Source organism: Ruegeria sp. AL12 (genome assembly GCF_056540885.1).
On record NZ_JBQFXN010000002.1, the window covers coordinates 67,250 to 92,153 of the forward strand.

The 24,904-nt window shown below is 58.3% G+C and carries 23 protein-coding genes and 1 pseudogene; 12 read left to right on the top strand and 12 right to left on the bottom strand.

Annotation, left to right across the window (positions count from 1 at the left end; translation table 11 throughout):
- Positions 1–105: 105 nt before the first annotated feature.
- From ACR0C6_RS08195 to ACR0C6_RS08225, 7 genes are all read right to left on the bottom strand, one after another.
- The gene (locus tag ACR0C6_RS08195; RefSeq protein ID WP_480446436.1) at positions 106–483 is read right to left on the bottom strand and encodes a VOC family protein; all 378 of its coding nucleotides are present in this window, start codon (positions 481–483) and stop codon (positions 106–108) included.
- A gap of 3 nt (positions 484–486) precedes the next feature.
- Positions 487–1,035, bottom strand: coding sequence for a thioredoxin family protein (locus ACR0C6_RS08200; RefSeq protein ID WP_480446435.1), 549 nt, complete (start codon positions 1,033–1,035; stop codon positions 487–489).
- A 120-nt stretch (positions 1,036–1,155) separates the two neighbouring features.
- On the bottom strand, positions 1,156–2,415 hold the full coding sequence (locus tag ACR0C6_RS08205) for a TRAP transporter large permease (protein ID WP_480618844.1): 1,260 nt from the start codon (positions 2,413–2,415) through the stop codon (positions 1,156–1,158).
- Positions 2,412–2,945: a TRAP transporter small permease gene (locus ACR0C6_RS08210; RefSeq protein WP_152460349.1), complete on the bottom strand. Its 534-nt coding sequence runs from the start codon at positions 2,943–2,945 to the stop codon at positions 2,412–2,414. The genes ACR0C6_RS08205 and ACR0C6_RS08210 overlap by 4 nt, the downstream gene beginning before the upstream one ends.
- A gap of 63 nt (positions 2,946–3,008) precedes the next feature.
- Complete coding sequence (locus ACR0C6_RS08215) at positions 3,009–3,983, bottom strand: TRAP transporter substrate-binding protein (RefSeq protein ID WP_480618845.1); 975 nt, start codon at positions 3,981–3,983, stop codon at positions 3,009–3,011.
- Between the two features lie 23 nt (positions 3,984–4,006).
- Positions 4,007–4,549, bottom strand: a complete 543-nt coding sequence (locus tag ACR0C6_RS08220; RefSeq protein ID WP_152460347.1) for a 3-hydroxyanthranilate 3,4-dioxygenase — start codon at positions 4,547–4,549, stop codon at positions 4,007–4,009.
- A 105-nt stretch (positions 4,550–4,654) separates the two neighbouring features.
- A complete protein-coding gene (locus tag ACR0C6_RS08225; protein ID WP_480618846.1) occupies positions 4,655–5,608 on the bottom strand; it encodes a dihydrodipicolinate synthase family protein in 954 nt (317 codons plus the stop codon).
- Between the two features lie 146 nt (positions 5,609–5,754).
- Between ACR0C6_RS08225 and ACR0C6_RS08230 the strand changes: the two genes are divergently transcribed.
- From ACR0C6_RS08230 to ACR0C6_RS08270, 9 genes are all read left to right on the top strand, one after another.
- Positions 5,755–6,528 carry an aspartate dehydrogenase gene (locus ACR0C6_RS08230; RefSeq protein ID WP_480618847.1) on the top strand — a complete coding sequence of 258 codons (774 nt, stop codon included), beginning with the start codon at positions 5,755–5,757 and terminating at the stop codon, positions 6,526–6,528.
- A gap of 2 nt (positions 6,529–6,530) precedes the next feature.
- Positions 6,531–7,496 (top strand): LysR substrate-binding domain-containing protein, encoded by a 966-nt coding sequence (locus ACR0C6_RS08235; protein ID WP_480446430.1) that lies wholly within the window; start codon positions 6,531–6,533, stop codon positions 7,494–7,496.
- 81 nt (positions 7,497–7,577) lie between these two features.
- Positions 7,578–9,008 carry an NAD-dependent succinate-semialdehyde dehydrogenase gene (locus ACR0C6_RS08240; RefSeq protein ID WP_480618848.1) on the top strand — a complete coding sequence of 477 codons (1,431 nt, stop codon included), beginning with the start codon at positions 7,578–7,580 and terminating at the stop codon, positions 9,006–9,008.
- Between the two features lie 330 nt (positions 9,009–9,338).
- Positions 9,339–9,683: a hypothetical protein gene (locus ACR0C6_RS08245; RefSeq protein ID WP_480618849.1), complete on the top strand. Its 345-nt coding sequence runs from the start codon at positions 9,339–9,341 to the stop codon at positions 9,681–9,683.
- Complete coding sequence (locus tag ACR0C6_RS08250; RefSeq protein ID WP_480618850.1) at positions 9,676–10,920, top strand: molybdopterin molybdotransferase MoeA; 1,245 nt, start codon at positions 9,676–9,678, stop codon at positions 10,918–10,920. Before ACR0C6_RS08245 ends, ACR0C6_RS08250 begins: the two co-directional genes overlap by 8 nt.
- Before the next feature lie 213 nt (positions 10,921–11,133).
- On the top strand, positions 11,134–12,384 hold the full coding sequence (locus tag ACR0C6_RS08255; RefSeq protein ID WP_480618851.1) for a sarcosine oxidase subunit beta family protein: 1,251 nt from the start codon (positions 11,134–11,136) through the stop codon (positions 12,382–12,384).
- Positions 12,385–12,396: 12 nt separating this feature from the next.
- Positions 12,397–12,684, top strand: coding sequence for a sarcosine oxidase subunit delta (locus ACR0C6_RS08260; protein WP_152460339.1), 288 nt, complete (start codon positions 12,397–12,399; stop codon positions 12,682–12,684).
- Positions 12,681–15,635: a sarcosine oxidase subunit alpha family protein gene (locus tag ACR0C6_RS08265; protein WP_480618852.1), complete on the top strand. Its 2,955-nt coding sequence runs from the start codon at positions 12,681–12,683 to the stop codon at positions 15,633–15,635. The genes ACR0C6_RS08260 and ACR0C6_RS08265 overlap by 4 nt, the downstream gene beginning before the upstream one ends.
- The gene (locus ACR0C6_RS08270; RefSeq protein WP_480618853.1) at positions 15,628–16,191 is read left to right on the top strand and encodes a sarcosine oxidase subunit gamma; all 564 of its coding nucleotides are present in this window, start codon (positions 15,628–15,630) and stop codon (positions 16,189–16,191) included. The genes ACR0C6_RS08265 and ACR0C6_RS08270 overlap by 8 nt, the downstream gene beginning before the upstream one ends.
- On the opposite strand, the gene ACR0C6_RS08275 is transcribed toward ACR0C6_RS08270, so the two are convergent.
- From ACR0C6_RS08275 to ACR0C6_RS08290, 4 genes are all read right to left on the bottom strand, one after another.
- A complete protein-coding gene (locus ACR0C6_RS08275) occupies positions 16,150–17,181 on the bottom strand; it encodes a GlxA family transcriptional regulator (RefSeq protein WP_480618854.1) in 1,032 nt (343 codons plus the stop codon). The genes ACR0C6_RS08270 and ACR0C6_RS08275 overlap by 42 nt on opposite strands.
- A 45-nt stretch (positions 17,182–17,226) precedes the next feature.
- Positions 17,227–17,460, bottom strand: coding sequence for a hypothetical protein (locus tag ACR0C6_RS08280; protein WP_480619239.1), 234 nt, complete (start codon positions 17,458–17,460; stop codon positions 17,227–17,229).
- A gap of 262 nt (positions 17,461–17,722) precedes the next feature.
- Positions 17,723–18,880 (bottom strand): aromatic ring-hydroxylating oxygenase subunit alpha, encoded by a 1,158-nt coding sequence (locus ACR0C6_RS08285; protein WP_480618855.1) that lies wholly within the window; start codon positions 18,878–18,880, stop codon positions 17,723–17,725.
- Positions 18,881–18,983: 103 nt separating this feature from the next.
- A complete protein-coding gene (locus tag ACR0C6_RS08290) occupies positions 18,984–19,907 on the bottom strand; it encodes a LysR substrate-binding domain-containing protein (protein ID WP_480618856.1) in 924 nt (307 codons plus the stop codon).
- 122 nt (positions 19,908–20,029) lie between these two features.
- On the opposite strand from ACR0C6_RS08290, the gene ACR0C6_RS08295 reads away from it, so the two are divergent.
- The 3 genes and pseudogenes from ACR0C6_RS08295 to ACR0C6_RS08305 form a co-directional block, all read left to right on the top strand.
- The gene (locus ACR0C6_RS08295) at positions 20,030–20,974 is read left to right on the top strand and encodes a PDR/VanB family oxidoreductase (protein WP_480446422.1); all 945 of its coding nucleotides are present in this window, start codon (positions 20,030–20,032) and stop codon (positions 20,972–20,974) included.
- Positions 20,975–21,399: 425 nt separating this feature from the next.
- Positions 21,400–23,226, top strand: coding sequence for a BCCT family transporter (locus tag ACR0C6_RS08300; protein ID WP_480446421.1), 1,827 nt, complete (start codon positions 21,400–21,402; stop codon positions 23,224–23,226).
- 320 nt (positions 23,227–23,546) lie between these two features.
- A pseudogene (locus ACR0C6_RS08305) lies at positions 23,547–23,987 on the top strand (FAD:protein FMN transferase); the annotation flags it as partial.
- Between the two features lie 47 nt (positions 23,988–24,034).
- On the opposite strand, the gene ACR0C6_RS08310 reads toward ACR0C6_RS08305, so the two are convergent.
- The gene (locus tag ACR0C6_RS08310) at positions 24,035–24,826 is read right to left on the bottom strand and encodes an FAD binding domain-containing protein (protein WP_480446420.1); all 792 of its coding nucleotides are present in this window, start codon (positions 24,824–24,826) and stop codon (positions 24,035–24,037) included.
- Positions 24,827–24,904 lie beyond the last annotated feature (78 nt).

Below are 24,904 nucleotides of genomic sequence, written 5' to 3' on the forward strand. Positions count from 1 at the left end.
GGGAAAACACCACTCTATCAAGGACGACCCGCGAATTCCGGTCAAGTGTTCAATGTAAGGGTGAGGAAATTTCATTGCGCGAAACGGTATCGGAGCCTGCCATCTCTATTCGTCGGTCCGAAAATCGATGTGTATGTGATTGCCGTCCGGATCCCAGACGTTCAACTGAACGGTGTCGATCGCTGTCAGTTCCACACGGCGATAGGAGACGCCATTTGTTTTGAGATGCGCTTCGAACCGATCCAACCCTGTCGCCGAAAAAGCGAAATGCTCAAGCTTCAGGTCTGCGTCCGAACCCGTGGCCTCGGCCTCGACACCGACCAGATGCACAAAGGCGTTTTCTTCGACATAAAGCCAGGCTCCGGGAAAAGGGAAGGGCGGGCGTGGCCCGATCCGCATCCCCAGCACGTTGCAGTACCATTCGATCATCTCGTCCAAACGCGTGGTGCGCAGGTTGACATGATCCAGTGACGTGATCCCCATGGCCTAGCCTCGGGTCCATTTGATCGAACATCCCATTGATGGTGTCTGATCTTGGGGGCCTTGCCCGGTCTCGGCAATTTGCAGCATCGCATTGACCAATTCTGGTTCGCGCTTGCCTGTCTGGCCGCGACCCAGATTGTCCAGACGGCCCCGGTACTGCAACTTTCCGTCCGCATTCAATCCGAAGAAATCCGGAGTGCAGACAGCACCATAAGCCTTTCCTACGGATTGATCTTCGTCCACGAGATATGGAAAGTTGAAGCCGTTCTGCCGTGCGAATTCCAACATGTTCAGCGGCGAATCTTCGGCGTAATCGCGATAGTCGTTCGACATGACCGCCAACACGCCGATACCCTTGGACATCAGCAGGTCCGTGTCCTGGGCAAGCCGGTCCGTGATCGTTTTGACATAGGGGCAATGATTGCAGATGAAGGCGATCAGCAACCCGTTTTGCAGGTGATCGGACATCTTGAAGGCCCGACCGTTCGGGTCTTTGAGCGTGAAGTCCGGGGCGTTCCAACCGAAATCGCAGATCGGAGTGTCGAGCAGCATGATTGTCCTTTTTGTGACCAATTGGCATGTTCAGACCAGCTTAGCTGACGGGCGCCGTTAAGTAGAGCGAGATTTCCGGCGCCATGTCTGCGACGGAATACGCCTGCAAACGCATCTGGTTCAGATCAGCAGCGTTGACAGGCTTGGGTAATAGCTGAGCAGAAGCAACACCAAAGTTACCGCGATCAGGAAAGGCCAAAGCGATTTCAGGATCGAACCGGGCGATGTGCCGCTCATGGATGAGGCGATGTACAATCCGATCCCGACCGGGGGCGTCAGCAGCCCAAGCACAAGGTTCAGGCAGGCAACAATGCCGAACTGATAGGGGCTGATATCGTATGAACCGGTTGCAATCGGCAGCAGGATCGGAGTGATCAGGATGATCGCGGCGATGCCATCGATCACCATTCCAACCAGCAAAAGCGCCAGATTCACGATCAGCAGGAACACGAACGGGTCCGAAGTGATCGAGGTGATCAACCCAGCCAGTTGCTGTGGTATTTCCTCATAGATGATGACCCAGCCGAACACGCTGGCGGCCGCGATCATGAACAGGATCATCGAGGCGTTTGCCGCCGTGCGTTTGAACATCTGTGCCAGGTTGCTCGGCTTCAGGTCCCCGTAAACCAACCAACCCACCAGAAACGCGATCAGGGACGCGATTGCGGCGGATTCGGTCGGTGTGGCGATCCCGAACAGAATGCCGCCTATGATCGACATCGGGATCAACAGGGCGGGGGCCGCGCTGATCAAGGCCTGGACGGCTTGGGCACGCGTCATCCAATGCCCTTTCGGAAAGTTCTGCCACCACCCGATCAGGGTGATGACCGATGCAAAAGCCCCAGCAAGGATCAAACCGGGCAGGATTCCTGCAATGAACATGTCACCAATCGGGATCTGAGCCAGAACCCCGAAGATGACAAACATCATCGACGGCGGGATGACCGGAGCCAGCAGCCCGCCCGCGGCCGTCGTGGCAGCGGCGAAACCCTTGTCATAGCCCTCCTCCTCCATCGCGGGGACCATGGCGCGCGACATCACCGAGATCTGCGCCGTCGCAGACCCGATGATGGCCGCCATGAACATGTTTGCCAGCAAGTTGATATAGGCCAGCCCGCCGCGAAACCCGCCGACAAACACCCGGGCCAGCGCGACAAGGCGCCGGGTCATACCGCCTTCGTTCATCAATTCTCCGGTCAACATGAACAGAGGAATTGCCAGAAGGCCGTAATTCTCAAGACCGCCGAACATTTTTTGCGCGAAGCTGTCGTAAAGAACCGTGTTGCCGCTTTCCCAGATGTACCAGATGGCCGTGATCGCCAGCACGATCGCCACGGGCACGGACAGAAGTAGAGTGGCCAGAAAGACGATGGGGCTCATGGCTGTGCCCCTTTGCCCGGGGGGCTCAGCAGATGCATGGTGGAATGCAGCGTCGCGCCCAGTGCGAAAAGCCACATCACCAACCAGAACAGATACTTTGGCAGGCCTAGGGTCAGCGTTGGCTCGGCGTAGATGAAATTGAATGTCTGACCTTGAAACGCCGCCACGTCAAATCCGCTGCTGGCGATGTCCAGCGGAAGGAACCAGCGCCAGCAGAACCACAGCATCGCAAGGGAAAAAGCAAACACGACCACGTCCACACCCTTGCGGATCAATCGTTTCGCGCGTTCGGGCACGTTGTCGGAAACGATAGAGATCGACACCGAGCTGCGATGGTGCAATGCGGAAGACGCGCCCAGAAAGGTCATCCACACCATCGCGTAGATCGCCAGCTCATCAACCCAGAACAGGGCGTTGCCCGCCGTTCGCGTCACGACATTCAACAAAATCAGAACCGTAATGCAGACTGCCAGAAAGGCAGCGCACCACAACTCGACCCGCGCCAAGCCTGCCGACAGCCGATACAACATCGCTGTTCTCCCGTGAAAAAGGGCGCAGGATCGAGCTGCGCCCCTTTCGTCATGCCGTTTTCGTTATTTTGTTTCTGCCGCAGTCTGCCGCAAAGCGTCAAGGGAAGAGGTTTTCTGGGCCCAGATCCCGTTCCACTCTTCGATCGCGTCGCCAAAGAACGAGGCATCAACCTTTTTGTAGGCTTTGCCAGTGCCCTCGATCTGCTCCAGCCATTTGGCATCGTTTTCAACGTAGGCATCAATGGTGCTGTCGACATGCTTGGCCATGAGTTCCGCGATCATCGCGCGGTCTTCTTCGGACAAACCAGCCCAGACCTTGGCCGATACCAGCCCGACCATCGGGAACATCATGTGATCCGACTGCACGATCGTGTCGGCGTGTTCGTAATATTTCAGAACCCAGATCAGCTCGGCGTCCATGTCGATGGCGTCGACCTGACCATTGGCCAGCGCATCATAGACGGCAGGCAAGGGCATGGGCGTGGGTGCCGCCCCCACCGCGTTGTAGAAATCCAGAATCGGTGTGAAGGGCGTGATCCGCAGTTTCAGGCCTGATAGATCTTCGGCGGAGGAAACCTCGCCCCGGCTGACGATCTGGCGCAATCCTGCCATCCCATATCCCAGTCCAACGACACCAACCTGCCCCGGCAAGGGTTCCAGCATGGATTTGGCCGTATCAGATCGCAGGATGCGCCCCGCGTGCCCAATGTCATCTGCCAGATAGGGCGCATAGAATGCCCCCAACTCGGGCGCGCGGTTCGAAACTTCAGCCACGGTCATGAAAGCCATGTCCAGCGCGCCGGTCTGCAATTGTTGCAGCATTTCGGCCTCGTTCCCCAACTGGCGGGCCGGGAAGACCGATACCGAATGCGCGCCACCACTGGCCTCATTCAACTCGGCCCCAAACGCTTCGGCGGCTTTGGTCCAGATATGCGGTGGCGGCGTGATCAGACCCAACCGAAACTCTTCGGCGTGAGCGGCCACGGACGACAGTGCCAACACAGCCGCAGAGGCGGCGATTTTTGCAAAATGTCTCATTACTTCCCCTGTTTGATCTTGTTTTACAACGTGACCCAGCCCTCGGGCGGTTCCTTTCCCGGGTGCACAGCCTGACAATTGGGGCAGGTGCGGTCTTGTTCCGAGGCATAGAACTTCTGATAAACCGGAGGCAGGTCATCAACGATGGACTTTAGCTGCATTTCCGCTCGATGCACCAGTGATCCGCATTCAAAGCAATACCATTCGATGGCGTCCAGCTCTCCGGTCTGGCGTTTGGGTTCAATCACAAGCCCGATCGAGCCTTCCTGAGGGCGCTGTGGCGAGTGGCGTACATGCGGAGGCAGCAGAAAAACCTCGCCTTCTCGGATCGGAACATCATAGAACTCCTCTCCGTCATAGATTTTCAGCACCATGTCGCCTTCAAGCTGGTAGAAGAATTCTTCCACCGGGTCATCGTGGTAATCGGTTCGCTTGTTCGGACCACCCACAACAGTGACCATCAGATCGGCGTCTTCCCAAACCTGACGATTCCCTACGGGCGGTTTGAGCAGATGGCGGTGTTCGTCGATCCAGGCCTTAAAGTTGAACGCTTTCAGTTTTGACATGTCCCACTCCCTATCCCGGAAAGTTTGGCGCGATTTTCCATGACCGCAAAGGAATTATCAGCATCTCGCTATCCGATTTCCTTATACTGCCGGGCCTTACTCAGCTCAGACGCGCAGCCCGCTTTCATCAAATGCTTTGCGAATGATCGCTTTTTCCGCATCGGTCAGTTCCAGCATCGGCGGACGTACACGGCCACCGACCTGACCCAGCAACTCTTGCCAGTACTTTCCGAATGCAGTGGGTTTGCCCGCAGGACGCGCGCGTTTCATCGCGTCGCGGACAGGGTTCAGACTGTCAAAGACACGTCGCGCTTCATCGGCCTTTCCCACAAAGGCCAGACGCGTGTATTCGTTCATCCGCTGATCGACCTTGCTTTGCAGCTGATAGGGCGGGGACGAGCAGAGATAGAGCTTCCAGTCCAGTTCCAATATGTTGTCCAGCCACTCATGTTCAGCCGAGGTCGAGACATGGATCCTGTCGCCCACCATATGGGTCAGCTTCACGTACATCTCGCGCGGGACCGAGTATTTTATCGCAACGATATTGGGTAAGTCCGCAATGCGAGCGCATTCTTCGGGTTGCATCAAATAGCCGCTGTCTGGATGGCTCCACATGGCGATGCCGATATCCAGTTCGTCACAAAAACGCTTGTAGTACTGGTACAAAACCTCTCCGCGATCCTGCACAAAGCTCAGAACCGGCGCGTGCAGTACGATGTAATCCGCACCGCAGTTCTGGGCGTGATGCGCCAGGTCCAAGGCCGTATTCATGTTCTGGTCCGAGACCGAGACGATTACACCGGCTTTGCCTGCGCATTCGTCAACGGCAATTTCGAAGTTGCGCTTGCGCTCTTCGATGCTCATCGAAAAGAACTCGCCCTGTTTGCCGGCAACGAAAAGGCCCTGGATGTCCAGATCATCGATCCAATGGCGGATGTTTGCACGCAGTCCCGATTCATCCAGAGACAGGTCATCATTGAACGGGTTCAGTGCCGCTGCCCATATCCCAGTCATATGTTTGCGGGCATAGGCCTTCGCGTCGTATTTTGAGTATTTCATTTCCAACGTGGTCCCCGTGGCTTCAACAGGAACAAAACACACCAGGCGGGTCGGTCCAGTGTCATTTCAGGGAAATGGATATCTGAAAAAAATATACCACCAACTTACCAATTCAGATTTTTTTAATGCTGGTCTAGGGTCCAGACATGAAGATCGCAGTCATCGGAACCGGCGCAATCGCGCAGTTTGTGCAGCGCATGTTGCCAGAACATGGGCATGAGTTGGCAGCCATTCTGGTCAGACCACACCGCGTTGATCCAAAATCGCCCAAGTCAGTCGGTTCGGTTGATGACCTGCCGGCCGGAATCGAAATGGTTCTGGATTGCGCGGGGCACGAGGCATTGGCCGGTTTGGGTCCGGACATTCTGGCACGAGGGCTGGATATCATCAGTGTCTCTGCCGGCGCACTTGCGGATCAGCAGGTCAGTGACCGGCTGGACAGGGCCGCGCGAAAGGGCGGGGCGCGGCTGCATCTGGCAAGCGGTGCCATAGGCGGGCTGGACTGTCTCGGCGCCGCAGCGGTCGGGCCGCTCAAGTCCGTCACATATGTGGGGCGCAAGCCGCCGGCGGGATGGAAGGGATCCCTTGCCGAATACAGTCTTGACCTCGGCAATATCACCGCGGCTGAAACCCATTTTCAGGGTTCCGCGCGCGAGGCGGCGCTGGCTTACCCCAAGAACGCAAATGTCGCCGCCGCCGTCGCCTTGGCGGGTGTGGGGTTCGATAGCACACAGGTTCGTCTGATCGCCGATCCGACGATCCACAAGAACATTCACGAGGTCGAGGCCGAAGGCGATTTCGGCACGTTTCAGTTCCGGATCAGCGGCACCGCGCTGCCCGACAACCCGCGAAGCTCGGCGCTTGCGGCCATGAGCGTGCTGTCCAAGCTGGATCAGCTTTGCAAGCCGATTGTGCTGTAGCCATGGTTGGGCGTCACTCTCGCATCGTTGACCGCGCCTTGACCCGCCTGAAGCTGCGGCAGCTGCGCCTGCTGGTTGCGGTGGGCGCGCATGGGAACATTCAGAATGCCGCGCGTGAGCTGGGAATATCTCAGCCAGCGGCAACCAAGATGATTCAGGATCTTGAACTGGATTTCGAAGTCAAGCTGTTCACGCGCACCAACCGAGGCGTTGTGCCAACGGTTTTTGGCGAAACTCTCATACGTCACGGGAAGCTGATATTTGCTCAGGTTTCCAATGCCGCGCAGGAACTGGATGATCTGAACGAAGGAAATTCCGGCCGTGTCGTGGTGGGCACGTTGCTTGCGGCGTCAACCAGCCTGCTACCCGCCGCCATTGAACTGCTGCTGGAAGACCGCCCGAACGTTGCAGTCAAGATCAGTGAAGGGACCAACGAGGTGCTCATGCCCCGGCTGCTGTCGGGTGAGATCGACATGGTTGTAGGACGCCTGCCGTCGCACCGGCATCGCGACAAGATTCGACAGGAAAAACTGTTCGAGGATCGGATATTGGCCATTGTCGGCCCTCAACACCCGCTGGCAGGGCGGGACGCCGTGACCTTTGCGCAAACCAAGCCGTTTGGCTGGATTCTTCCCCCGCAAGAGACCACGTTGCGACGTCAGGCGGATCATTTTTTCGTCGGCCAGCAGCAATATGTGCCACCGGTGGCCATTGAATCCGTGTCCTACCTGACGAACCGGGCGCTTCTGCAATCCCGCGACCTGATCGGCCTTATGCCTGCCGAGGTCGTCGTCCAGGACATCGAAAACAACCATCTTGCCCAGCTCGCCTGGGAGGTTCCGTTCGGACAGGGGCCGATTGGAGTGTCCTTCCGTGCCGACGACGATCTGTCGCCTGCGGGGCGCGCTTTCAAAACGGCGCTGCATCGGGCGGCGCAGAGCAGACAGACCAGATATTCGCCAATTTGATATCCGTATTCGCGCAATGCGCTTGAACTCATGCGAGGCATCGCGCGATCAAAAATCAAGGCAAATGGAGGCGCCGGTTTCATGTATCCAGAGCTCAGGCTGTTCATTGGCGGCACGTGGCGAAAAACCGGGCGCAATATCCCGGTTGTCAACCCGGCAACCGAGGAAGAACTCGGGCGATTGCCTTGCGCATCGGTGAAAGACCTGGACGACGCGCTGCAAGCGGCCGTCGAAGGATTTAGACTGTGGCGCCGCACATCGCCGCGGGAACGCGCGGATACGATCCTGCGGGCGGCAGCCCTCATGCGTCAGCGGCAGGAAGAAATCGCGCATTCCATTACTCTGGAACATGGCAAGCCTCTGAAGCAGGCCCGGCTGGAGGTCATTCGCGGCGCCGAGTTCTTTGAATGGGATGCGGGCGAGGCGATGCGGACCTATGGCAGGATCATTCCGGCGGCGCAGGGTCACAAATTCGCAGTTCATCACCAGCCTGTCGGCGTTGTCGCGGCATTTTCGCCGTGGAACTTCCCCATGAGCCAACCTGCCCGGAAAATCGCTGGTGCTTTGGCCTCGGGCTGTTCGGTGATCCTGAAAGCGGCAGAAGAAACGCCTGCCGGCGCTTTGCACATAGCAAAAGCGTTCGAAGATGCCGGTCTGCCAGCAGGGGTTCTGAATTTGGTGTTCGGTGAACCATCCGAGATATCCGGCCATCTGATCCCGCAGGACCCCGTTCGCCTGGTGGCCTTCACCGGCTCGACAACCGTCGGGCGTCATTTGACCTCTTTGGCGGCGCAACACGACACCCGAGTGCTCATGGAGTTGGGCGGCCATGCGCCGGTCATCGTTTGCGAAGATACGGATGTGCAATCGGCGGCCGTTTCAGGCGCGGTCCGCAAAATGCGCAATGCCGGTCAGGTCTGCACTTCGCCAACCCGTTTCTTCGCGCATGAGAGTATTTTTGACGCCTATGCGGCCGGGTTTGTTGCAAGGGCCAAGGCCACGGTCGTCGGCAATGGGCTTGACGCAACCGTTGAAATGGGCCCAACGGCCAACGACCGGCGCGTTCCAGCCTTATCCGAGCTAGTTGAAGACGCAGTGGCACAGGGGGCAACGCTTGCCACAGGCGGATCGCGGCTTGGTGAGCGGGGATATTTCTTTGAACCCACGGTGTTATTGAACGTTCCTGAAGCGGCGCGGATCATGCGCGAAGAGCCGTTTGGACCGGTTGCGGTGATCAACCCGGTGGCTTCGCTGGATGAGGCGATCGCTCTGGCGAATTCAGTTCCCTACGGGCTGGCGGGGTACGCTTTCACCAATCGGGCGGATTACATCGACCGTCTGATTGACGAGGTTGAGGTCGGCAATCTGTCGATCAACACGCTTGAAGCATCCATGCCGGAAACGCCCTTTGGGGGCGTGAAATCCAGTGGCTATGGTCGGGAAGGCGGAACCGAAGGCCTTGAGAATTACATGACGGTCAAGAACGTCTGGCATTCGGCCGAGATCTGCTGAAAAAGACCCCGACACCTGCACTTGTCGAACTTTTCGCGACCAAGCCGGCCTTTTTCCTTTCGAAACCGACCAAAGGGCCAGCGCAGCGCTGCGGTTGTGATTTCAATACCTGCGGAACCGACAGAGGCGGCAATGTGCCCTTCCTGATGGGGCGCCCGAACGCGGATCATGACCTATGTCAATGACAGTAAACCCGCCTTGCTGTCCATTGGCCGGGAATTTCTGGCCGGACCGTGCGACAAAACCATCGCGTCCTTTTGCCGGTGATGATCAGCGTTTCGGCTGACCTGCGGGGGGTCCCGCCGGGCGGCCTGAGCTCCGGAGGGACGGATGAACACTTGGCTGACGCTATCTGCACCAACCCCTGCCGGGGGTGCCGTGGGCTTCAAGAGGTTGGCGGGGCTGCTCTCCGTAACGTCCACTCTTGGTGTGAACTCCGACTGCGCGCGCGTGTTTGAGCTTTGCGGCCAACCCGAGCCGGATTTGCCGTCCGAGAAAGAAGCCGATGACGGCATAGGTCGCGCCGCGCATGGACGGTATGGCATGGGTACGCTGCCGGTCGTTGCTGATACCAGCTCGGATTTGGAAAAATTCAAGGCCGACCTGCCCAAACTCGATCCGGACGAACAGTCGGGATTTGCAGAACGTTTTTTTTCGGAGACTCAAAATGGCTGATGGATGTGCCTGTGACCGCTACGCCCACATGTATCTGACTGTCGAGGACGCCCTTGAGCGCGGTCTTTCCGTCGCAGATCCTGTTACCGAAACCGAGATTTTGCCGCTGGAACAGGCAATAGGCCGGGTTCTGGCCGAGGATTGCGCCAGCAAGGTCGATATGCCTGCCTTCGACAACTCGGCCATGGATGGCTATGCCATCCGCACCGGTGATCTGGGTGACGGGCCGGTGTTCGAGCTGCCCATCGCCGGGCGCGTGGCCGCGGGTGACTGCGGCGACCATGATGCCCCCGAAGGCAGTGCTTTGCGCATTTTCACGGGCGCTCCGGTGCTGCCTGAATTCGATGCCGTGCTGATGCAGGAAGATTGCGATCTTCTGATCGACAGGATTCGCTTCAGCCGCCGCCCGAAACCCGGCCAGCATATCCGGCGTGCGGGGGAGGATCTTTGTGCCGGAGGACCTATCCTGCGACGCGGCTGTGAAATTGGATCGCGCGAGATGGCCGCGCTGGCATCCGCCGGGTATGGTGAGGTCCCGGTGTTTCGAAAACTGAAGGTCACGATCTTTTCGACAGGCAGCGAACTGCGTCAACCGGGCGAACCCCTCGGCCCCGGCCAAATCTACAACTCGAACCGTTATATGCTGCTGGCGCTGTTGCAAAAACCCTGGATCGAACTGATCGACCGGGGACCGGTCGAGGATGACCCGACGCGTCTGGAACAGGTTCTGCGCGAGGCATGCGATGCCTCGGACCTCATCGTCACGACCGGGGGCGTGTCGGTCGGGGATGAAGATCACATGCCCCGGCTATTCAGCGTAATTGGCGGTGAAACCGATGTCATGAAAGTGGCGATGAAGCCCGGTAAACCGGTCATGTTCGGGCGGCGCGGGCGCGCTCTTTACGTTGGTCTGCCCGGCAACCCGGTGTCAGCCTATGTGACATGGCAGATAATCGGGTCGCAGATGATGGCGCGGCGCGCAGGCTTGTGCCACAGACCTCAGATACCTGTTCAGGCCGTGCTGGCCGAACCCGTGCAACGTCGCGCGGGTCGGCAGGAATATCGTCCGGTCCAGATTGACGGCACCTCGCCTCGTGGCCTTCCCAATGTACGTCTGATGGCGCCCTCCTACAGTGGCCGTGTTGCCTTGCTGGCGCAGGCAGACGGTTTGGCGATCATACCGGCCGAGATCGAAGACCTGCCCGCCGGGCATACGATTGAATTGTTGAGGTTCTGATCCCCGCAACAGGTGCGTTGCTTTTTATCCTGCAACCTCAACGCCGCGGTCATGGAGGGCACCCGGAAAACTGCCAGATCGCGCGCCAATCAATCCCAATACCGGCCTGAAAATTGTCGCAACCGATAAACTCCGTGACGGATTACGTCGTGACTGGGGCTTTCCCGGCAGCACATGATGCTTCGGCGCACTGAGGGTTAAGGACACATATTCATGCGGTATTCGGCACTCGCGATCATGCGGCAGGTTTTGAAAGGGCACCGGGGCTGGACACCGGCTTGGCGCGATCCCGAGCCTCAATCAAGCTATGATTTCATCGTGATCGGCGGCGGCGGTCACGGCCTTGCGACGGCATACTATCTGGCCAAGGAACACAACGCCGCCAAGGTGGCGGTTCTGGAAAAAGGCTGGATCGGTGGCGGCAACGTGGGGCGAAACACAACGATCATTCGTGCCAATTACCTGTTGGATGGCAACCAGCCATTCTATGAGCTGTCGCTGAAACTGTGGGAAAATCTTGAACAGGACCTGAACTACAATGCGATGGTCAGTCAGCGCGGTATTCTGAACCTCTGTCATACGGACGCGCAGCGTGACGCGTATCGTCGTCGTGGCAACGCGATGATGTTCACCGGCTCTGGGGCGGAACTGCTGGATGCAGAGGGCGTTCGTGCGATGTACCCGTTCCTGAACTTTGACGATGCGCGCTTTCCGATCAAGGGCGGTCTGTTGCATCGCCGCGGTGGTACGGCGCGTCATGACGGTGTCGCTTGGGGCTATGCCCGTGCCGCGGATCAACGGGGGGTCGACATCATCCAGAATTGCGAAGTCACCGGGTTCCGCATCGAAAACGGAAAACTGCTGGGTGTTGAAACCACACGGGGTTACATCGGCGCCAAGAAGGTAGGCGTGGCGGTTGCCGGGTCTTCCGGGCGCGTGATGGCACAGGCGGGGATGCGCCTGCCGATCGAAAGCCACGTGCTCCAGGCCTTTGTGACCGAAGGGCTGAAACCGGTGCTTGACGGAGTGATCACTTATGGCGCCGGTCATTTCTATGTCAGCCAATCGGACAAGGGCGGTCTGGTCTTTGGCGGCGATATCGATGGCTACAACACCTATGCGCAACGCGGCAACCTGCCCGTGGTCGAGGACGTGGCCGAAGGCGGCATGTCCCTGATGCCGATGATCGGTCGCGCGCGCCTGCTGCGGATGTGGGGCGGCGTGATGGATATGTCGATGGATGGTTCGCCGTTCATAGATCACACCGGAATTGAAGGGCTCTATTTCAATGGTGGCTGGTGCTACGGCGGGTTCAAGGCAACCCCAGCATCTGGTTTTTGTTTCGCGCATCTGATGGCCACCGACCGACCGCATGACGTTGCAACTGCCTATCGTCTGGACCGGTTCAGAACCGGGAGGATGATTGACGAAAAAGGCGTGGGCGCACAGCCCAACCTGCATTGAGGAGGCCCGGACATGATCATCAATCATCCACTGCTTGGCCCGCGCGACGCGTCGGAATTCACCTATCTGGGCGACGCGAGCCTGATCAATCGGCCCGACTGGCAATCCGACACGGCCGCCGCCGAGTTTCACGACTATGTCTACCTGCGCGACAACCCGGCAGGAACCCACCGAGAGCTGTGGTTTCACGAGCAGGGCGACCGCTCGTGGCTGGTTGTGACACGCGACACGCTGACCCATGAAATTCTGGCTACAGAACTGGCGCGGGATGTAGCCCGCAAGACGGGACGGGGAAAATGACCCAGAACAATCGTTTGCAGGGCGGTCTGATCGACCGGTCCAAAAAGCTGCGCTTTACCTTCGATGGCAAATCCTACGAAGGCTATCAGGGTGATACGCTGGCCTCGGCGTTGCTGGCCAATGACGTGCGGTTGGTTGGCCGTTCGTTTAAATACCACCGTCCACGCGGTGTGCTGGCCTCGGGCTCGGAAGAGCCCAACGCGCTGGTCGAGCTGCGCGCGGGCAACCGGCAGGAGCCCAACACACGCGCGACCACGGTCGAACTGTTCGACGGGCTCGAGGCGACATCACAGAACCGCTGGCCCTCGCTCGCCTTCGATGCGCTGTCGATCAATGATCGGCTCTCGCCCTTTTTGACGGCGGGTTTCTATTACAAGACCTTCATGTGGCCCAAGGCGTTTTGGGAAAAGCTCTATGAGCCGATGATCCGCAGGGCGGCCGGTCTGGGAAGCCTGACGCAGCAGGCCGACCCGGATATCTACGACAAGGGCTATTTGCATTGCGATGTCCTGGTTATCGGTGCCGGTCCCTCCGGCCTGATCGCGGCGTTGACGGCGGCGCGGTCTGGCGCGCGGGTTATTTTGGCGGACGAAGACAGCCGGATGGGCGGGCGTCTGTTGTCTGACTGTGACCGGTTCGAGGGCATTTCGAATGCCGATTGGGTCGCGCAGACACTGGGAGAGCTGGCGTCGATGGACAATGTGCGCCTTCTGACGCGCACCACCGTGTTCGGCGCCTATGATCACGGCATTCACGGCGCGCTGGAGCGGGTCTCGGATCACCTTGCGGTGCCCGAGGCGGGGAAACCGCGCCAGATTCTGTGGCGCATCTACGCGAAGCACTCGGTGCTTTGTGCCGGCTCTACCGAACGTCCGATTGCTTTCGAAAACAACGACCGACCGGGCATAATGCTGGCGGGCGCGATGCGGGCCTATGCGAACCGCTGGGCTGTGACACCGGGCCGGCGCGTGGCGATCTTCACCAACAATGACGAAGGACACCGCGCCGCACAGGATCTGATCAAAGCCGGGATCAAGGTTGTTGCCGTGATCGACCCGCGCCACGATGCACCGCGCATTGCCGAATGTGAATTGCTGGCCGGGGCGCAGGTCACCAACACGCAGGGCCGTTTGGGGCTGAAATCGATCACCGTGCAGATGGCCGATGGTCAGACCCGCCCCATCGAAGTAAGCGGTCTGGGCGTTTCGGGTGGGTGGAATCCGAATGTGCAACTGACATGCCATCAGCGCGGCCGCCCGCAATGGTTCGAACCGCTTGCAGCCTTCATCCCACCTGCCGAACTGCCCAAGGGTATGGCTGTCGCCGGTGCCGCCGCTGGCAACCTGACCAGCCACGGGGCGATCGCCTCGGGCACCAATGCGGCACTTGCGGCGCTTGACGGGCTGGGGATCAGGGCCTGTCCGGTCGACCTGCCGAAAGCCGAGGATGATGAGATCCGCATCACCCCGTTGTGGCATGTGCCCGGCAAAGGCCGCGCCTGGCTGGATTTCCAGAATGACGTGACCGTCAAGGATGTCAAACTGGCCGAACAGGAAGGCTTTCGCAGTGTCGAGCACCTGAAACGCTATACCACCCTTGGTATGGCGACGGATCAGGGCAAAACCGCGAATGTCGGCGCGCTGGCCGTGTTGGCCGAGATCACCGGCAAGAGCATTCCCGAAACCGGCACAACCATCTTCCGGCCACCGTACACGCCCGTGGCGATGGGGGCCTGGGCCGGGCGCTCGGTTGGAAAAGAATTCAAACCCACGCGACTGACGCCCAGCCACCGATGGGCCGAAGAACAGGGCGCGGTATTCGTCGAGGTGGGCCCCTGGCTGCGTGCGCAATGGTTCCCCAAGGCTGGTGAGACCCATTGGCGCGAATCCGTGGATCGCGAGGTTCTGGCCGTACGCAGCGGTGTCGGCGTCTGCGACGTGACCACGCTGGGCAAAATCGACGTGCAGGGCGCGGATGCCGCGGAATTCCTCAACAAGATCTATTGCAACGGCTTTGCCAAATTGCCGGTGGGCAGAACCCGCTATGGCCTGATGTTGCGCGAAGACGGCATAGCCATGGATGACGGCACCGCCGCCCGCCTGGCCGAGGATCACTATGTGGTCACCACCACAACCGCAAACGCGGTTGGAGTCTATCGCCACATGGAGTTCGTGCATCAATGCCTGTTTCCGGACATGGATGTGCAGATGATCTCGACCACCGACGCTTGGGCACAATATGCCATAGCGGGCCCGAAATCCCGCGAGTTGCTGCAAAAGGTCGTTGATGACGGCCATGACATCAGCAACGAAGGTTTTCCCTTTATGGCGTGTGGCGAGGTGACCATTGCCGGGGGGATCCCGGCGCGGCTGTTCCGTATCTCGTTCTCGGGCGAGTTGGCCTACGAGCTGGCTGTGCCTACCCGGTACGGTGACGCGCTGATCCGACATTTGATGGCGCTTGGAGATCCCTCTGGCGTAACGCCGTATGGCACCGAAGCGCTTGGCGTTCTGCGGATTGAAAAGGGCCATGCCACCGGAAACGAACTGAACGGAACCACCAGCGCCCACAATCTGGGCACGGGGCGCATGGTCTCAGCCAAGAAAGACAGTATCGGTGCGACGCTCAGCGCACGCGAAGCACTGACCGATCCGGATGGCCTGGCTTTGGTCGGCATTCAGCCGGTCAACAACGCCGATACCGTGCTGGCCGGTGGCCATGTGTTCGACGAGGATGCGCAACACCTGCCGGAAAACGATCTGGGCTATGTCACATCGGCTGCCTATTCGCCGCACCTGTCCAGCAGCATCGGCCTGGCCTTTGTAAAACGCGGGGCGCAGCGATTGGGCGACACCGTGCAGATTGTCAGCCCGGTGGATGACACCAACATCAAAGCGACGCTTGTCAGCGCGCATTTCGTTGACCCCGAAGGAGAACGGCTCCGTGCGTGATTTTGTTGCCAAGACCGCCATTGGCGGCAGTGAACCCAAAAGGGACGTGGTCGGAACTCTGACCTTTCAGGAACGGGAGGATGTGGCGCTGGCATCCGTCTCGGCCCGGTTGGGGCAGGAGGAAACCGTCAAAGCCAAACTTCAAACCGTTTGCGGAACCCCGGCGCCTGACGCGGGGCGGTGGGAAAAGGGCGAAACCAGCAGCTTGCACTGGCTGGGCTCGGATCAGTACCTGTGCGAAGAAGCTTTTGCAGGCCCGTTGGAGCTGGCCAGGCGTATGGAAACCGAACTGGCCGGCATAGCGTCAGTAACCGATCAGTCGGACGCGTTCACACGCATCGACATGACCGGGCAGGGTGCCACAGGCTTGCTGCAACGCCTGACAGTTCTGGATGTCGAACAGATGCAGGCCGGAGCCTTCAACCGTACCGCAATCCACCATGTGGGATGCCTGCTGCGCTGCAATGAGGCGAGAACGGATTTCTCGGTCTACGTACCACGCAGCTTTGCGATTTCAGTTCACCACATGCTGATCGAGGTGGCCAGGGCTCTGTGAAGGACGGTGCCCAAAGGACAAAGCCGCGTGTCTGGCGCCGCGGCTTCGGTCCTTGCGCTCCTGAGTCGGTGGCAGACCGAATTCGCGCCGATAGTTGCTTGAAAACGAACTGGCGCTGTCATACCCGACCGAAAGCGCGATTTCCTGCAAAGGCTGGTCGGTATAAAGCAGTTTTTGCCGCGCCGCATCCAGTCGCAGCCTGCGATAGTAGCCTCCGGGGCTGATCCCCGTTTCCTTCTTGAAATGCCGCTCCAATTGCCGGATGGACATGCCAACGCGTTGCGAAACCTGCTCGATCGAGATCTTGTTTTCGATGTTGTTTGCAAACAACTCGATGGCCCGCCGAACCGGGCGCGGCAGAGCATTGCGGGTCTGATTTTTGCTGTAGCCCGGCAAAACCTGCAACGTATCGGCATCACGCAAAGTCGCGTATTGGAACCAGCAGGCCGTTTCGACGGCAACCGCATCGGACACCTCATCCGAAATCACGCCCAGCATGAATTCAAAAACCGCTGAAGTCCCGGCAAAGGACATTCGGTTGCGATCTATCGTATAGAGCGTGTCGCACAGGTTCACCCTGTCGAATTGTTCTTTCAAAGCAGCGGTATAGCAGAAATGCGCGCTACAGCTGTAACCATCGAAGAACTTTTCTTCCGCCAGCGCAAAAAGTGAGCCGCTGACCGAACCGATCCGCGCGCCACGGGACAAAAGCCGCCGCAGCGCTCCGCCCGAAGCCTTGCGATCCTTCAACCGGGCCGAGGCCCCGGCAAAGACCAGCACGACGTCGGTTTCCTCCACCTCGGACAATGCCTTGTCAGGGTTGATGCTGAGGCGTGAGCTGGACATGACCTGTTGCCCATCTTCCGAAACGACAGTCCAGCCAAGACCATCGCTGCGGCTGATCTCATTGGCCACGCGTAGCGGGTCGATGGCCATGGACAGGGCAGCAAGCGGGAAATCTTCGAGGCACAGAAAGGTGAAATGGGTCATGCTTTGTCTCTTTGCCAGCACGATACCCCAACTACACTGATTTCGTCAGAACACCAAACGATGGGCGCGGCCGCGCTCGTACAGTTTTCGGTTCAACTCATCCGCTTCGGGCGCACCGTATTCCAGCGCGAACACAAACGCATGTGTAAGATAAAAACAAGCGGCGTCGAGATCCTGATTTTGCTCGGCCCGGTCGGCTGCCTCGTGGTACAGCCGGATCAGCGCAGGCACATCATTATCCGCATGAGCCTGTAACAGGTGCTTGTCGAGTTCTTGCAGATTCAAGGTCAGCCTCTTTCCGGAAACGCGAACTGTGTTGGTCTGTACGCAGTCATACGCTTTCTACCTTATTGCGCCTGAATCCTGATTTCCCAGCGCCGTCAACGATACGGACCGGCCCATGATGAACCCATCACACGCATCCGCACGCGTCTTTGCGCAATCGCGGAACATCGCCTGCATCTGCGATGTTCCTGATTGCAAATGACCGGGCAGGGCGCATCCGTGGCGCCCTCAGCCCATGATCCGGCCGGAAAGCCGCTTATGCCTCGGCACGGGCTTTTTCGATCTGAGTGGCCACCCAGTGGTGGAAACAATGCGTTGGGCCATCCATCGCGGGCGAGAAACGGCCGCCGTCGAATTTGACACCATGACGGCCTTTCTGCATGCCCTCGACCACGAACACATCCTCTTCGAATACGGTTTTCCAAAGCTGCGCGTTCTTTGCGCGCAACGCTTCGTGCTCGGGTGCGTCTTCCGGTTTTTTGGCGTAGTACAGCTCGATCCTTTCGTTCGACCGCTCATGCGTGATCGGGTCGATGATGAAGGCAAATCCATGGTCGCGTTGAACACCCAGCAAGGTGTTCGGGTACACGACGATGTATTCCGCCCCTTCGTTCCACTTTTCGCTCAGATTCTGGAAGTCATCCAGTTTTTCGCCGTTCTGACCTTCAAACTGGCGATAGACGTAGGTGCCCTGACCCGAATACTTGCCCAGTTCATTGATGTTGTAGTGGTCTTCCAGACGCGAATAGCTGTTGAGACCCGGGTGAACCCAGGGCAGGTGATAGCTTTCGCAGAAATTTTCGACCGCCAGTTTCCAGTTCGACTCCAGCTCGAGCCGGACAGACGCGCCGGCACCGCCATGATACATGGGCTGTTCAAAATCTTTCCAGCGTTCCATCAATTCGCGATGGACCTCTTCGAACTCCGGGGCGTTGCCATCCAGATTCACGAAGACAACGTCGCGCCAGACATAGGAACGTATGCGGATCAGGCCCAGTTCAGCAAAGTCCAGATCTTCATGCGTGTTCTGTCCGGGGCCACCGACATGCGGCGCAGTGCGCAGCTCGCCATTCAGGCCGTAACACCAGCTGTGATAAGGGCAACGGATCGCGCCGCGGATTTTCTGCGGCTTGTCGACCAAAATCATTCCGCGATGGCGGCAGGTGTTCTGGAAAACGCCGATCTGCCCGTCACGGTCGCGCACCATCAGAAGCGGCACACCGAGGAAGTCGATCGGAAAGGCATCTCCCGCTTCGGGAATGTCCTTGCCAAAACCGATGCCCGACCAGTTCGCGAACAGGACCGCCTGCCGTTCCTCGGCGAAGACATCGGGATCGATATAATGCTCGTTCGGCAGGCCCTTGGCGGTGTTTACCGGGGTCAGAACAGACGAAAGCGCTGAATGCTTGTTCATCGGTTGCTCCTGAGTAATTCGGAATGTGTTGAACGTTACTCCCATTGGCCGGTCGAGCCGGCTTCATTCAATATCAAAAAACCTCATGGCCGATTGAGGCAGACTAAACCGAACCCCCGGACAATTCATCCAGCAACCAGTTTTTCAGCGCCAGGGCACCTTCTGTCAGTTGGTCGTCCGGGCGACCGACGAGGTAAAAGTTGTTCGGGGCAGGGAGGTTGAATTCTTCCAGCGCAACAAGTTTTCCTGATGTCAGCATGGGCTGGATCAAGCGTTTCCACCCCAATGCAAGCCCGGCCCCTTTCCGGGCCAACTGCAACGCCAACGCATAGCTGTTTACGCGCGACTGCACCGGTACAACTCCGGTATATCCGAGGTCGTGAAACCAAGACGGCCAAGTGGTCCAGGTGTTGTCCTGCGTTTCAAGGTGGATCAGGCGACGTTCGACCAGGTCTTCAAGGCTTGCCCCCTTCAGTTCCATGGCCATCTCGGGGCTACAGACCGGCGTCAGAGTATCACGGTACAGTTTAGTATGGTTCAGCTGCGAGTTCACGTCACGACCGTAACGGATGAAAAAGTCGATATCCGGTCTGTCCGAGAATGGCTTGTCTTGCGCCATCTGGTTCACTTTTACGTGCGGGTAGTCTTGCCAGAACCGGATGACCGACGGAGAAAGCCACAACGCCGCGACAGCGGTCGTGGACCCGACCGTCACCGGATTTTCTGAATCACCGCTGCGAATCTTTTCAAGCACCTTCGATATCTGCCGGAACGACGAACCGAGCACCTCGAACAGGTCCCGGCCATCCTCGGTCAGTTCCACGCCCCTGTGCTTTCTGACGAACAGCGCCGAACCCAATTCACTTTCCAGCGCTTTTATCTGGTGGCTGACAGCGCCCGGCGTAACCGACAGTTCGCCGGCCGCTTCTTTGAAGCTGAGATGCCGCGCGGCGGCCTCGAAGGCCGACAAAGTCGTGAGTGGTGGAAGATTATAGTGGCGTCGTGACATGGTTGCTGCGTTGCTCAAAAGGTAGAGGTGAGTTTTATTCATCCGAATGTGAGAAATTTTGCAATTGAAATCTATGTTTTTTCCTGCTGTTTGCGATCGGGTACAGGACCAAAGTCGACCGAGAACGAACAGGATGTGTGATGGATACACAAGTTGCCCGCCTCGTGCGCAAAACACGGCTGAGCCCGGACACGTCCGATTTTTGCTTTGAAATCGAAAACGGCCGCTTCACAAGCCTTCAACCCGGCGCACATGTCGATATCCATCTGGCCGACGATCTGGTGCGGCAGTATTCACTGTGGAATTGGAGTCAGGACGGCCGTGTAATCAATGTCGCCGTCAAACGCGAAGATGAAGGGCGTGGCGGCTCGGTGGCCATGCACGCGCTTCAAGAAGGGGCGATGGTCGAAATCGGCGGGCCGCGGAATCACTTCAAACTCGAAAACCACGATCGGCATGTCACGTTGATCGCAGGCGGCATCGGGGCGACTCCGCTGATTGCAATGGCGCGGGAACTGATGAATCGCGGGCAGGATTTTCGGGTCTACTACCTTGTAAGATCAAGAGAATTTGCAGCGATGGACGCGCAGTTCAGGGCCCTTGGGCTGGAGGAATGGTATCATTTGCATTGCGATGACACAGACGGCAGGTTTGATCTGGCATCGGTCATGCAATCGATGCCCGTCGGTGCGGATGTGTATACCTGCGGACCTGAACCGATGCTGAATGCTGTTTTGGAAGCAGGTGCATCCTTGCGTGGCGGGGCAATCCATTTTGAACGATTTGCACCCGCCTCTGACATTGACCACGACCCAAACGCGGAATTTCAGATCGAAATTCAGTCAACCGGCGCGGTCTACCCGGTCGGAAAGGAGGAAACCATTCTCGAAGTATTGCAAAGCAACGGCGTGCAGGTCGATTTCGGCTGCTCTGAAGGGTTGTGCGGGTCATGCATTGTTGACGTAGTGTCAGGGCAGGTCGATCACCGCGACGGAATACTTACACCGCAAGAGCAGGAGAGCCACGAATTCCTGTGCACCTGCGTTTCGCGGGCCAAGTCCGATAAACTGGTTCTGAAGCTGTGAAAGACGCAGTTGTCACAACAAATCATGGCGCCGTAGTGTTCTCGCTAACATCGCAATCGAGTGAATTCGGTGGTCGCTTCATGTGATCGAAGTGTCGGATTCTCAAGTTAGAACATCTCACCCTTGCTATAGGTTTTTCGAAACTGGAAACCCAACAACCACTTTGGATGCTGCGACGTTATTCAACCTCAGGCTGACTTATCACCAGGACCGGTGATGACAGCAGGCAGCAAGTAATCGGGAGGAAATTTGCAGTAAGAGACGTAATGGGAGCACGCGTAATTACTGCAAGCCCAAGTTTGGGCTGAACACAACTCACCATCGGTTTGTGCATCGTGCATGATTGTCCACGTTGTGCAACGCGATGTTTTCCAGAACTTTTTTCAGAAGAACAAGAACGACACACTCGAGGAGGAACGCGCGATATGTCGATACCCGAACCTTTCACGGACGTTGAAATAGAAACGGCTGATTCCGGATTCTATGAAAACTACAGCGTCCCAATTGCCCTGATCAGCAAGGCCATCATGGTCGGGCTGGTCCTGTGGGCCCTGGTTTTCCCAGCGAATGCAAACAGCACATTGGGCAGCCTGAACAGCCAGTTGCTGGAGGTCTTCAACAGCTTCTACATCGTCATTGTCGGTTTTTTCTTCTTCTTCCTGGCCGTTGTTGCGATCATTCCGTCCACGGGTCGTCGGATCATGGGAACGCCGGGGGAAAAGCCCGAGTTTTCGAACTTCTCATGGTTCTCCATGATGTTCGGTGCCGGTCTTGGTGTGGGGCTCATGGTTTTCGCCACAGCAGAACCGCTGGGCCTTTGGGGATCTAACCCGGTTGTCGTTTCCGGCGCGGTCGAAGGTAACACACCTGAGGCATTGCAATCGGCTTACCGCTTCACTTTCCTGCACTATGGCTTCCACGCCTGGGCGATCTACGTTGTGACCGGTCTGTCGTTGGCTTACTACGCTTACACACGCGACATGCCTCTGACGATCCGCTCGGCGTTGACTCCGCTGTTTGGCCGTTTCGTCAACGGCTTTTTCGGCCACGTGGTCGACGTTTTGGGCGTTGTCGCGACGATCCTCGGCGTTTCCGTAACCATCGGTTATGGCGTCAGCCAGTTCATCGACGGACTTTATGCGATCACCGGCATGCAGTGGATCATGGATTTGGGCGGCGAGGTGCCGACCCCCAGCAAGGTTGGTCTGATTTCAGGCTTGGTCGTCATCATGGGCCTGTCGATTATTTCGGCGGTATCCGGTGTTGGCCGGGGTGTTAAGTACCTGTCCAACCTGAATCTGGTGCTGTCGATCATCTTGCTGGGCACTTTCGTGGTCTTCGGCTCGTTTGTCTTTGCCATGACCACTTATGGTACTGCCATGGTCGATTATATCCTGCACTTCCTGTCGCTCAGCTTCAACGCCTATGGCCCGCTGTCGGCCGAAGCATTCGCAGCGGCCCTGCCGGCCGAGGCGCAAGCACATGCCGCAGACCTGATGGCAGGCGCGACCAACGCCTGGGGCAGCTTCGACGGCTTCAAAAGCGGTCTGGAAGGCGCAGCAGCCGAGTTGGACGAAGCGACCTTGGCCGCCGCTTATGCTGCGGGTGAGCAAGGTCGTCAATTCGGCTGGCAGGCAGGCTGGACCACCTTCTATTGGGCATGGTGGATCGCGTTCTCGCCGTTCGTGGGTCTGTTCCTGGCGCGCATCTCCAAAGGTCGCACCGTTCGCGAGTTCATCTTGGGCTGCGTGTTCGCACCTGCGCTGGTGTGTTTTGCCTGGATGACCGTTCTCGGCGGCACAGCGATCGATCTGGAACTGGCAGGCGCGGCAGAAGGTGCGATCATCGGTGCATCGAACACCAACAAGCTGTTCACCACACTGTCCTACATGATCGACGGTGGGCTATTGTCCATGCTGAACGTCATGTGCGTGATCCTGATCATGACCTTCCTGGTGACCTCGGCGGACTCGGGTATTCTGGTGATGAACACCATCATGTCAGGTGGTAGCCAGGAAACCGGTATCAAGCACCGCATCATCTGGGGTGTGATCCTGACGGCAGTGATCGGTGCGCTGATCCTGGCGGCGGGTGAAAACAACCCTATGGACGCGCTGCGCAATGCCATGATCATCGGTGCGCTTCCGTTCACCATGGTGATGGGCCTGATGTGCGTATCGCTGGCCAAGGCGCTGTTCCGCGACAGTCAGCGTGACAAGCACTCTGCCAGCAGCACGCAGGCAGCCGAGTAACGCGTAGGCAAAAGAAATAAAACCTGGTCAGGCCGCCCCATCTGGGCGGCCTGTTCTTATTTGGCAAAGCGTCGCCTTTGACGTGAAAAACCCCAATATCACCCCGAGGCCAAAGCCGCACTGATCGGCGAACCAAACCTGCCCCCTGTCGATCGGCCGAATACCCCGTACGTCCGTCGCCCTTGGCTGACGTGGTGACATTTTGCACACCGGACCGGCGAGGGCCGAATCACCCGCCAGCTACACCCGCCAAGTTCGATTTCCTTGCGGTTGCAACTTAGGTTGCAGGGCCGCCTTAGTGCTATGGGCAAGGACTAGCGCTTACCTTGAACGGCATCGCTCAAAGTTTCGCCACCGATCTGGTCGTTCGCGCCTTGCGCAAGGCTGGGTGGGGCAAGGTTTTGGTCAATATCGGAGAGTATTATGCAAGTAGCCATCAGTGGCTGCTGGGTGTCTCGGAGCCAGTGTACGGACCTGTCGAAGTCACGCATTTGAAAGACCGCGCCATCGCTACGTCCAGTCCCGGCGCCATGCGTCTGCGGTCCGGCAGTGCTCACGTAATCGACCCGATGGGCGAAAACGCTCCGCTTTGGTCAACGGTCAGTGTCCAGGCACCGGATGCTACAACGGCAGACGCGCTTTCAACGGCATTCTGTCATGCTTCTGAGGCTGAAATAGCAGCGACCCTTGCGCGGGCAGCCGGCGAGCGCATCGCGATCTGTGTACGCCCCAATGGGAAAGTGGTGACGCTGCAAGGATAAAAAGCCCCGGTTAACACCGGGACTTTTCGATTTTCCCGACCAATTCTTTACAAGCAGTCTTCAACCGCGCGTTTGGTCATGACCGAAACAAGATGCGCCCGATACGCCTTGCTCCCATGCAGATCCGCAATCATGTTTGCCGGGTTTACACGCAGGTCCATAAGGGCATCAGGGCGAAACTCCTTGTTCAGCGCCTGTTCAGCCTCGGACCACCGGAAAACGCCGTCCTCGCTCGCGCCGGTAACCGCGACGCGTACGCCGTCCGCAAAGCGAGCCAGGTAGACCCCAACAAGCGCAAAACGCGACGCTGGCTGAAGGAATTTCCGGTAGCTCGCGGCTTGCGGTACCGGGAAACGGATTGATGTGATGATTTCACCCTCATCCAGTGCTGTCGTGAACATTCCCTGGAAAAAGTCATCGGCGGCAATCTGGCGCGTATTGGTCACGATAGTCGCCCCTGATCCCAATACGCCTGCCGGATAGCAGGCCGCAGGGTCATTGTTGGCAACCGAGCCGCCAATCGTCCCGCGGTTGCGGACTGCCGGATCGCCAATCTGACCGGCCAGCGCTGCAAGCGCTGGATACGACCCTGCGGCCTCGCGGGCGACGACAGCGTGGGGCGTCGCGCCACCGATCGACACCGATCCGTCATCCTCGATGCAAACGCCTTGCATCTCGGGAATTCCGCTGACCGACACCAACTTGGACGGGGCCGCCAACCGTTGCTTCAATGTTGGGATCAGCGTCTGTCCGCCCCCCAACGCCTGCGCATCCTCGGCGGCCAGTGCAGCAACCGCATCAGCAATGGTCGAGGGTTTCTCAAACTCGAAATTGTACATTTCGCTCTTCCTTTCCGAAAGGCGCGGAACCGCCCTTCATCTGGCTGTAAATATCCCGGGGAGCGCGAGGGGCTGGCC

Bases quoted from the DNA above. Each gene is read 5' to 3' on its own strand.
- ACR0C6_RS08250 (WP_480618850.1), top strand. From the start codon at position 9,676: ATGGCTGATGGATGTGCCTGTGACCGCTACGCCCACATGTATCTGACT.
- ACR0C6_RS08230 (WP_480618847.1), top strand. From the start codon at position 5,755: ATGAAGATCGCAGTCATCGGAACCGGCGCAATCGCGCAGTTTGTGCAG.
- ACR0C6_RS08255 (WP_480618851.1), top strand. From the start codon at position 11,134: ATGCGGTATTCGGCACTCGCGATCATGCGGCAGGTTTTGAAAGGGCAC.
- ACR0C6_RS08220 (WP_152460347.1), bottom strand. From the start codon at position 4,549: ATGTCAAAACTGAAAGCGTTCAACTTTAAGGCCTGGATCGACGAACAC.
- ACR0C6_RS08245 (WP_480618849.1), top strand. From the start codon at position 9,339: ATGAACACTTGGCTGACGCTATCTGCACCAACCCCTGCCGGGGGTGCC.
- ACR0C6_RS08235 (WP_480446430.1), top strand. From the start codon at position 6,531: ATGGTTGGGCGTCACTCTCGCATCGTTGACCGCGCCTTGACCCGCCTG.
- ACR0C6_RS08200 (WP_480446435.1), bottom strand. From the start codon at position 1,035: ATGCTGCTCGACACTCCGATCTGCGATTTCGGTTGGAACGCCCCGGAC.
- ACR0C6_RS08260 (WP_152460339.1), top strand. From the start codon at position 12,397: ATGATCATCAATCATCCACTGCTTGGCCCGCGCGACGCGTCGGAATTC.
- ACR0C6_RS08205 (WP_480618844.1), bottom strand. From the start codon at position 2,415: ATGAGCCCCATCGTCTTTCTGGCCACTCTACTTCTGTCCGTGCCCGTG.
- ACR0C6_RS08295 (WP_480446422.1), top strand. From the start codon at position 20,030: ATGGATACACAAGTTGCCCGCCTCGTGCGCAAAACACGGCTGAGCCCG.
- ACR0C6_RS08275 (WP_480618854.1), bottom strand. From the start codon at position 17,181: ATGACCCATTTCACCTTTCTGTGCCTCGAAGATTTCCCGCTTGCTGCC.
- ACR0C6_RS08300 (WP_480446421.1), top strand. From the start codon at position 21,400: ATGTCGATACCCGAACCTTTCACGGACGTTGAAATAGAAACGGCTGAT.
- ACR0C6_RS08285 (WP_480618855.1), bottom strand. From the start codon at position 18,880: ATGAACAAGCATTCAGCGCTTTCGTCTGTTCTGACCCCGGTAAACACC.
- ACR0C6_RS08265 (WP_480618852.1), top strand. From the start codon at position 12,681: ATGACCCAGAACAATCGTTTGCAGGGCGGTCTGATCGACCGGTCCAAA.
- ACR0C6_RS08310 (WP_480446420.1), bottom strand. From the start codon at position 24,826: ATGTACAATTTCGAGTTTGAGAAACCCTCGACCATTGCTGATGCGGTT.
- ACR0C6_RS08240 (WP_480618848.1), top strand. From the start codon at position 7,578: ATGTATCCAGAGCTCAGGCTGTTCATTGGCGGCACGTGGCGAAAAACC.
- ACR0C6_RS08215 (WP_480618845.1), bottom strand. From the start codon at position 3,983: ATGAGACATTTTGCAAAAATCGCCGCCTCTGCGGCTGTGTTGGCACTG.
- ACR0C6_RS08225 (WP_480618846.1), bottom strand. From the start codon at position 5,608: ATGAAATACTCAAAATACGACGCGAAGGCCTATGCCCGCAAACATATG.
- ACR0C6_RS08210 (WP_152460349.1), bottom strand. From the start codon at position 2,945: ATGTTGTATCGGCTGTCGGCAGGCTTGGCGCGGGTCGAGTTGTGGTGC.
- ACR0C6_RS08195 (WP_480446436.1), bottom strand. From the start codon at position 483: ATGGGGATCACGTCACTGGATCATGTCAACCTGCGCACCACGCGTTTG.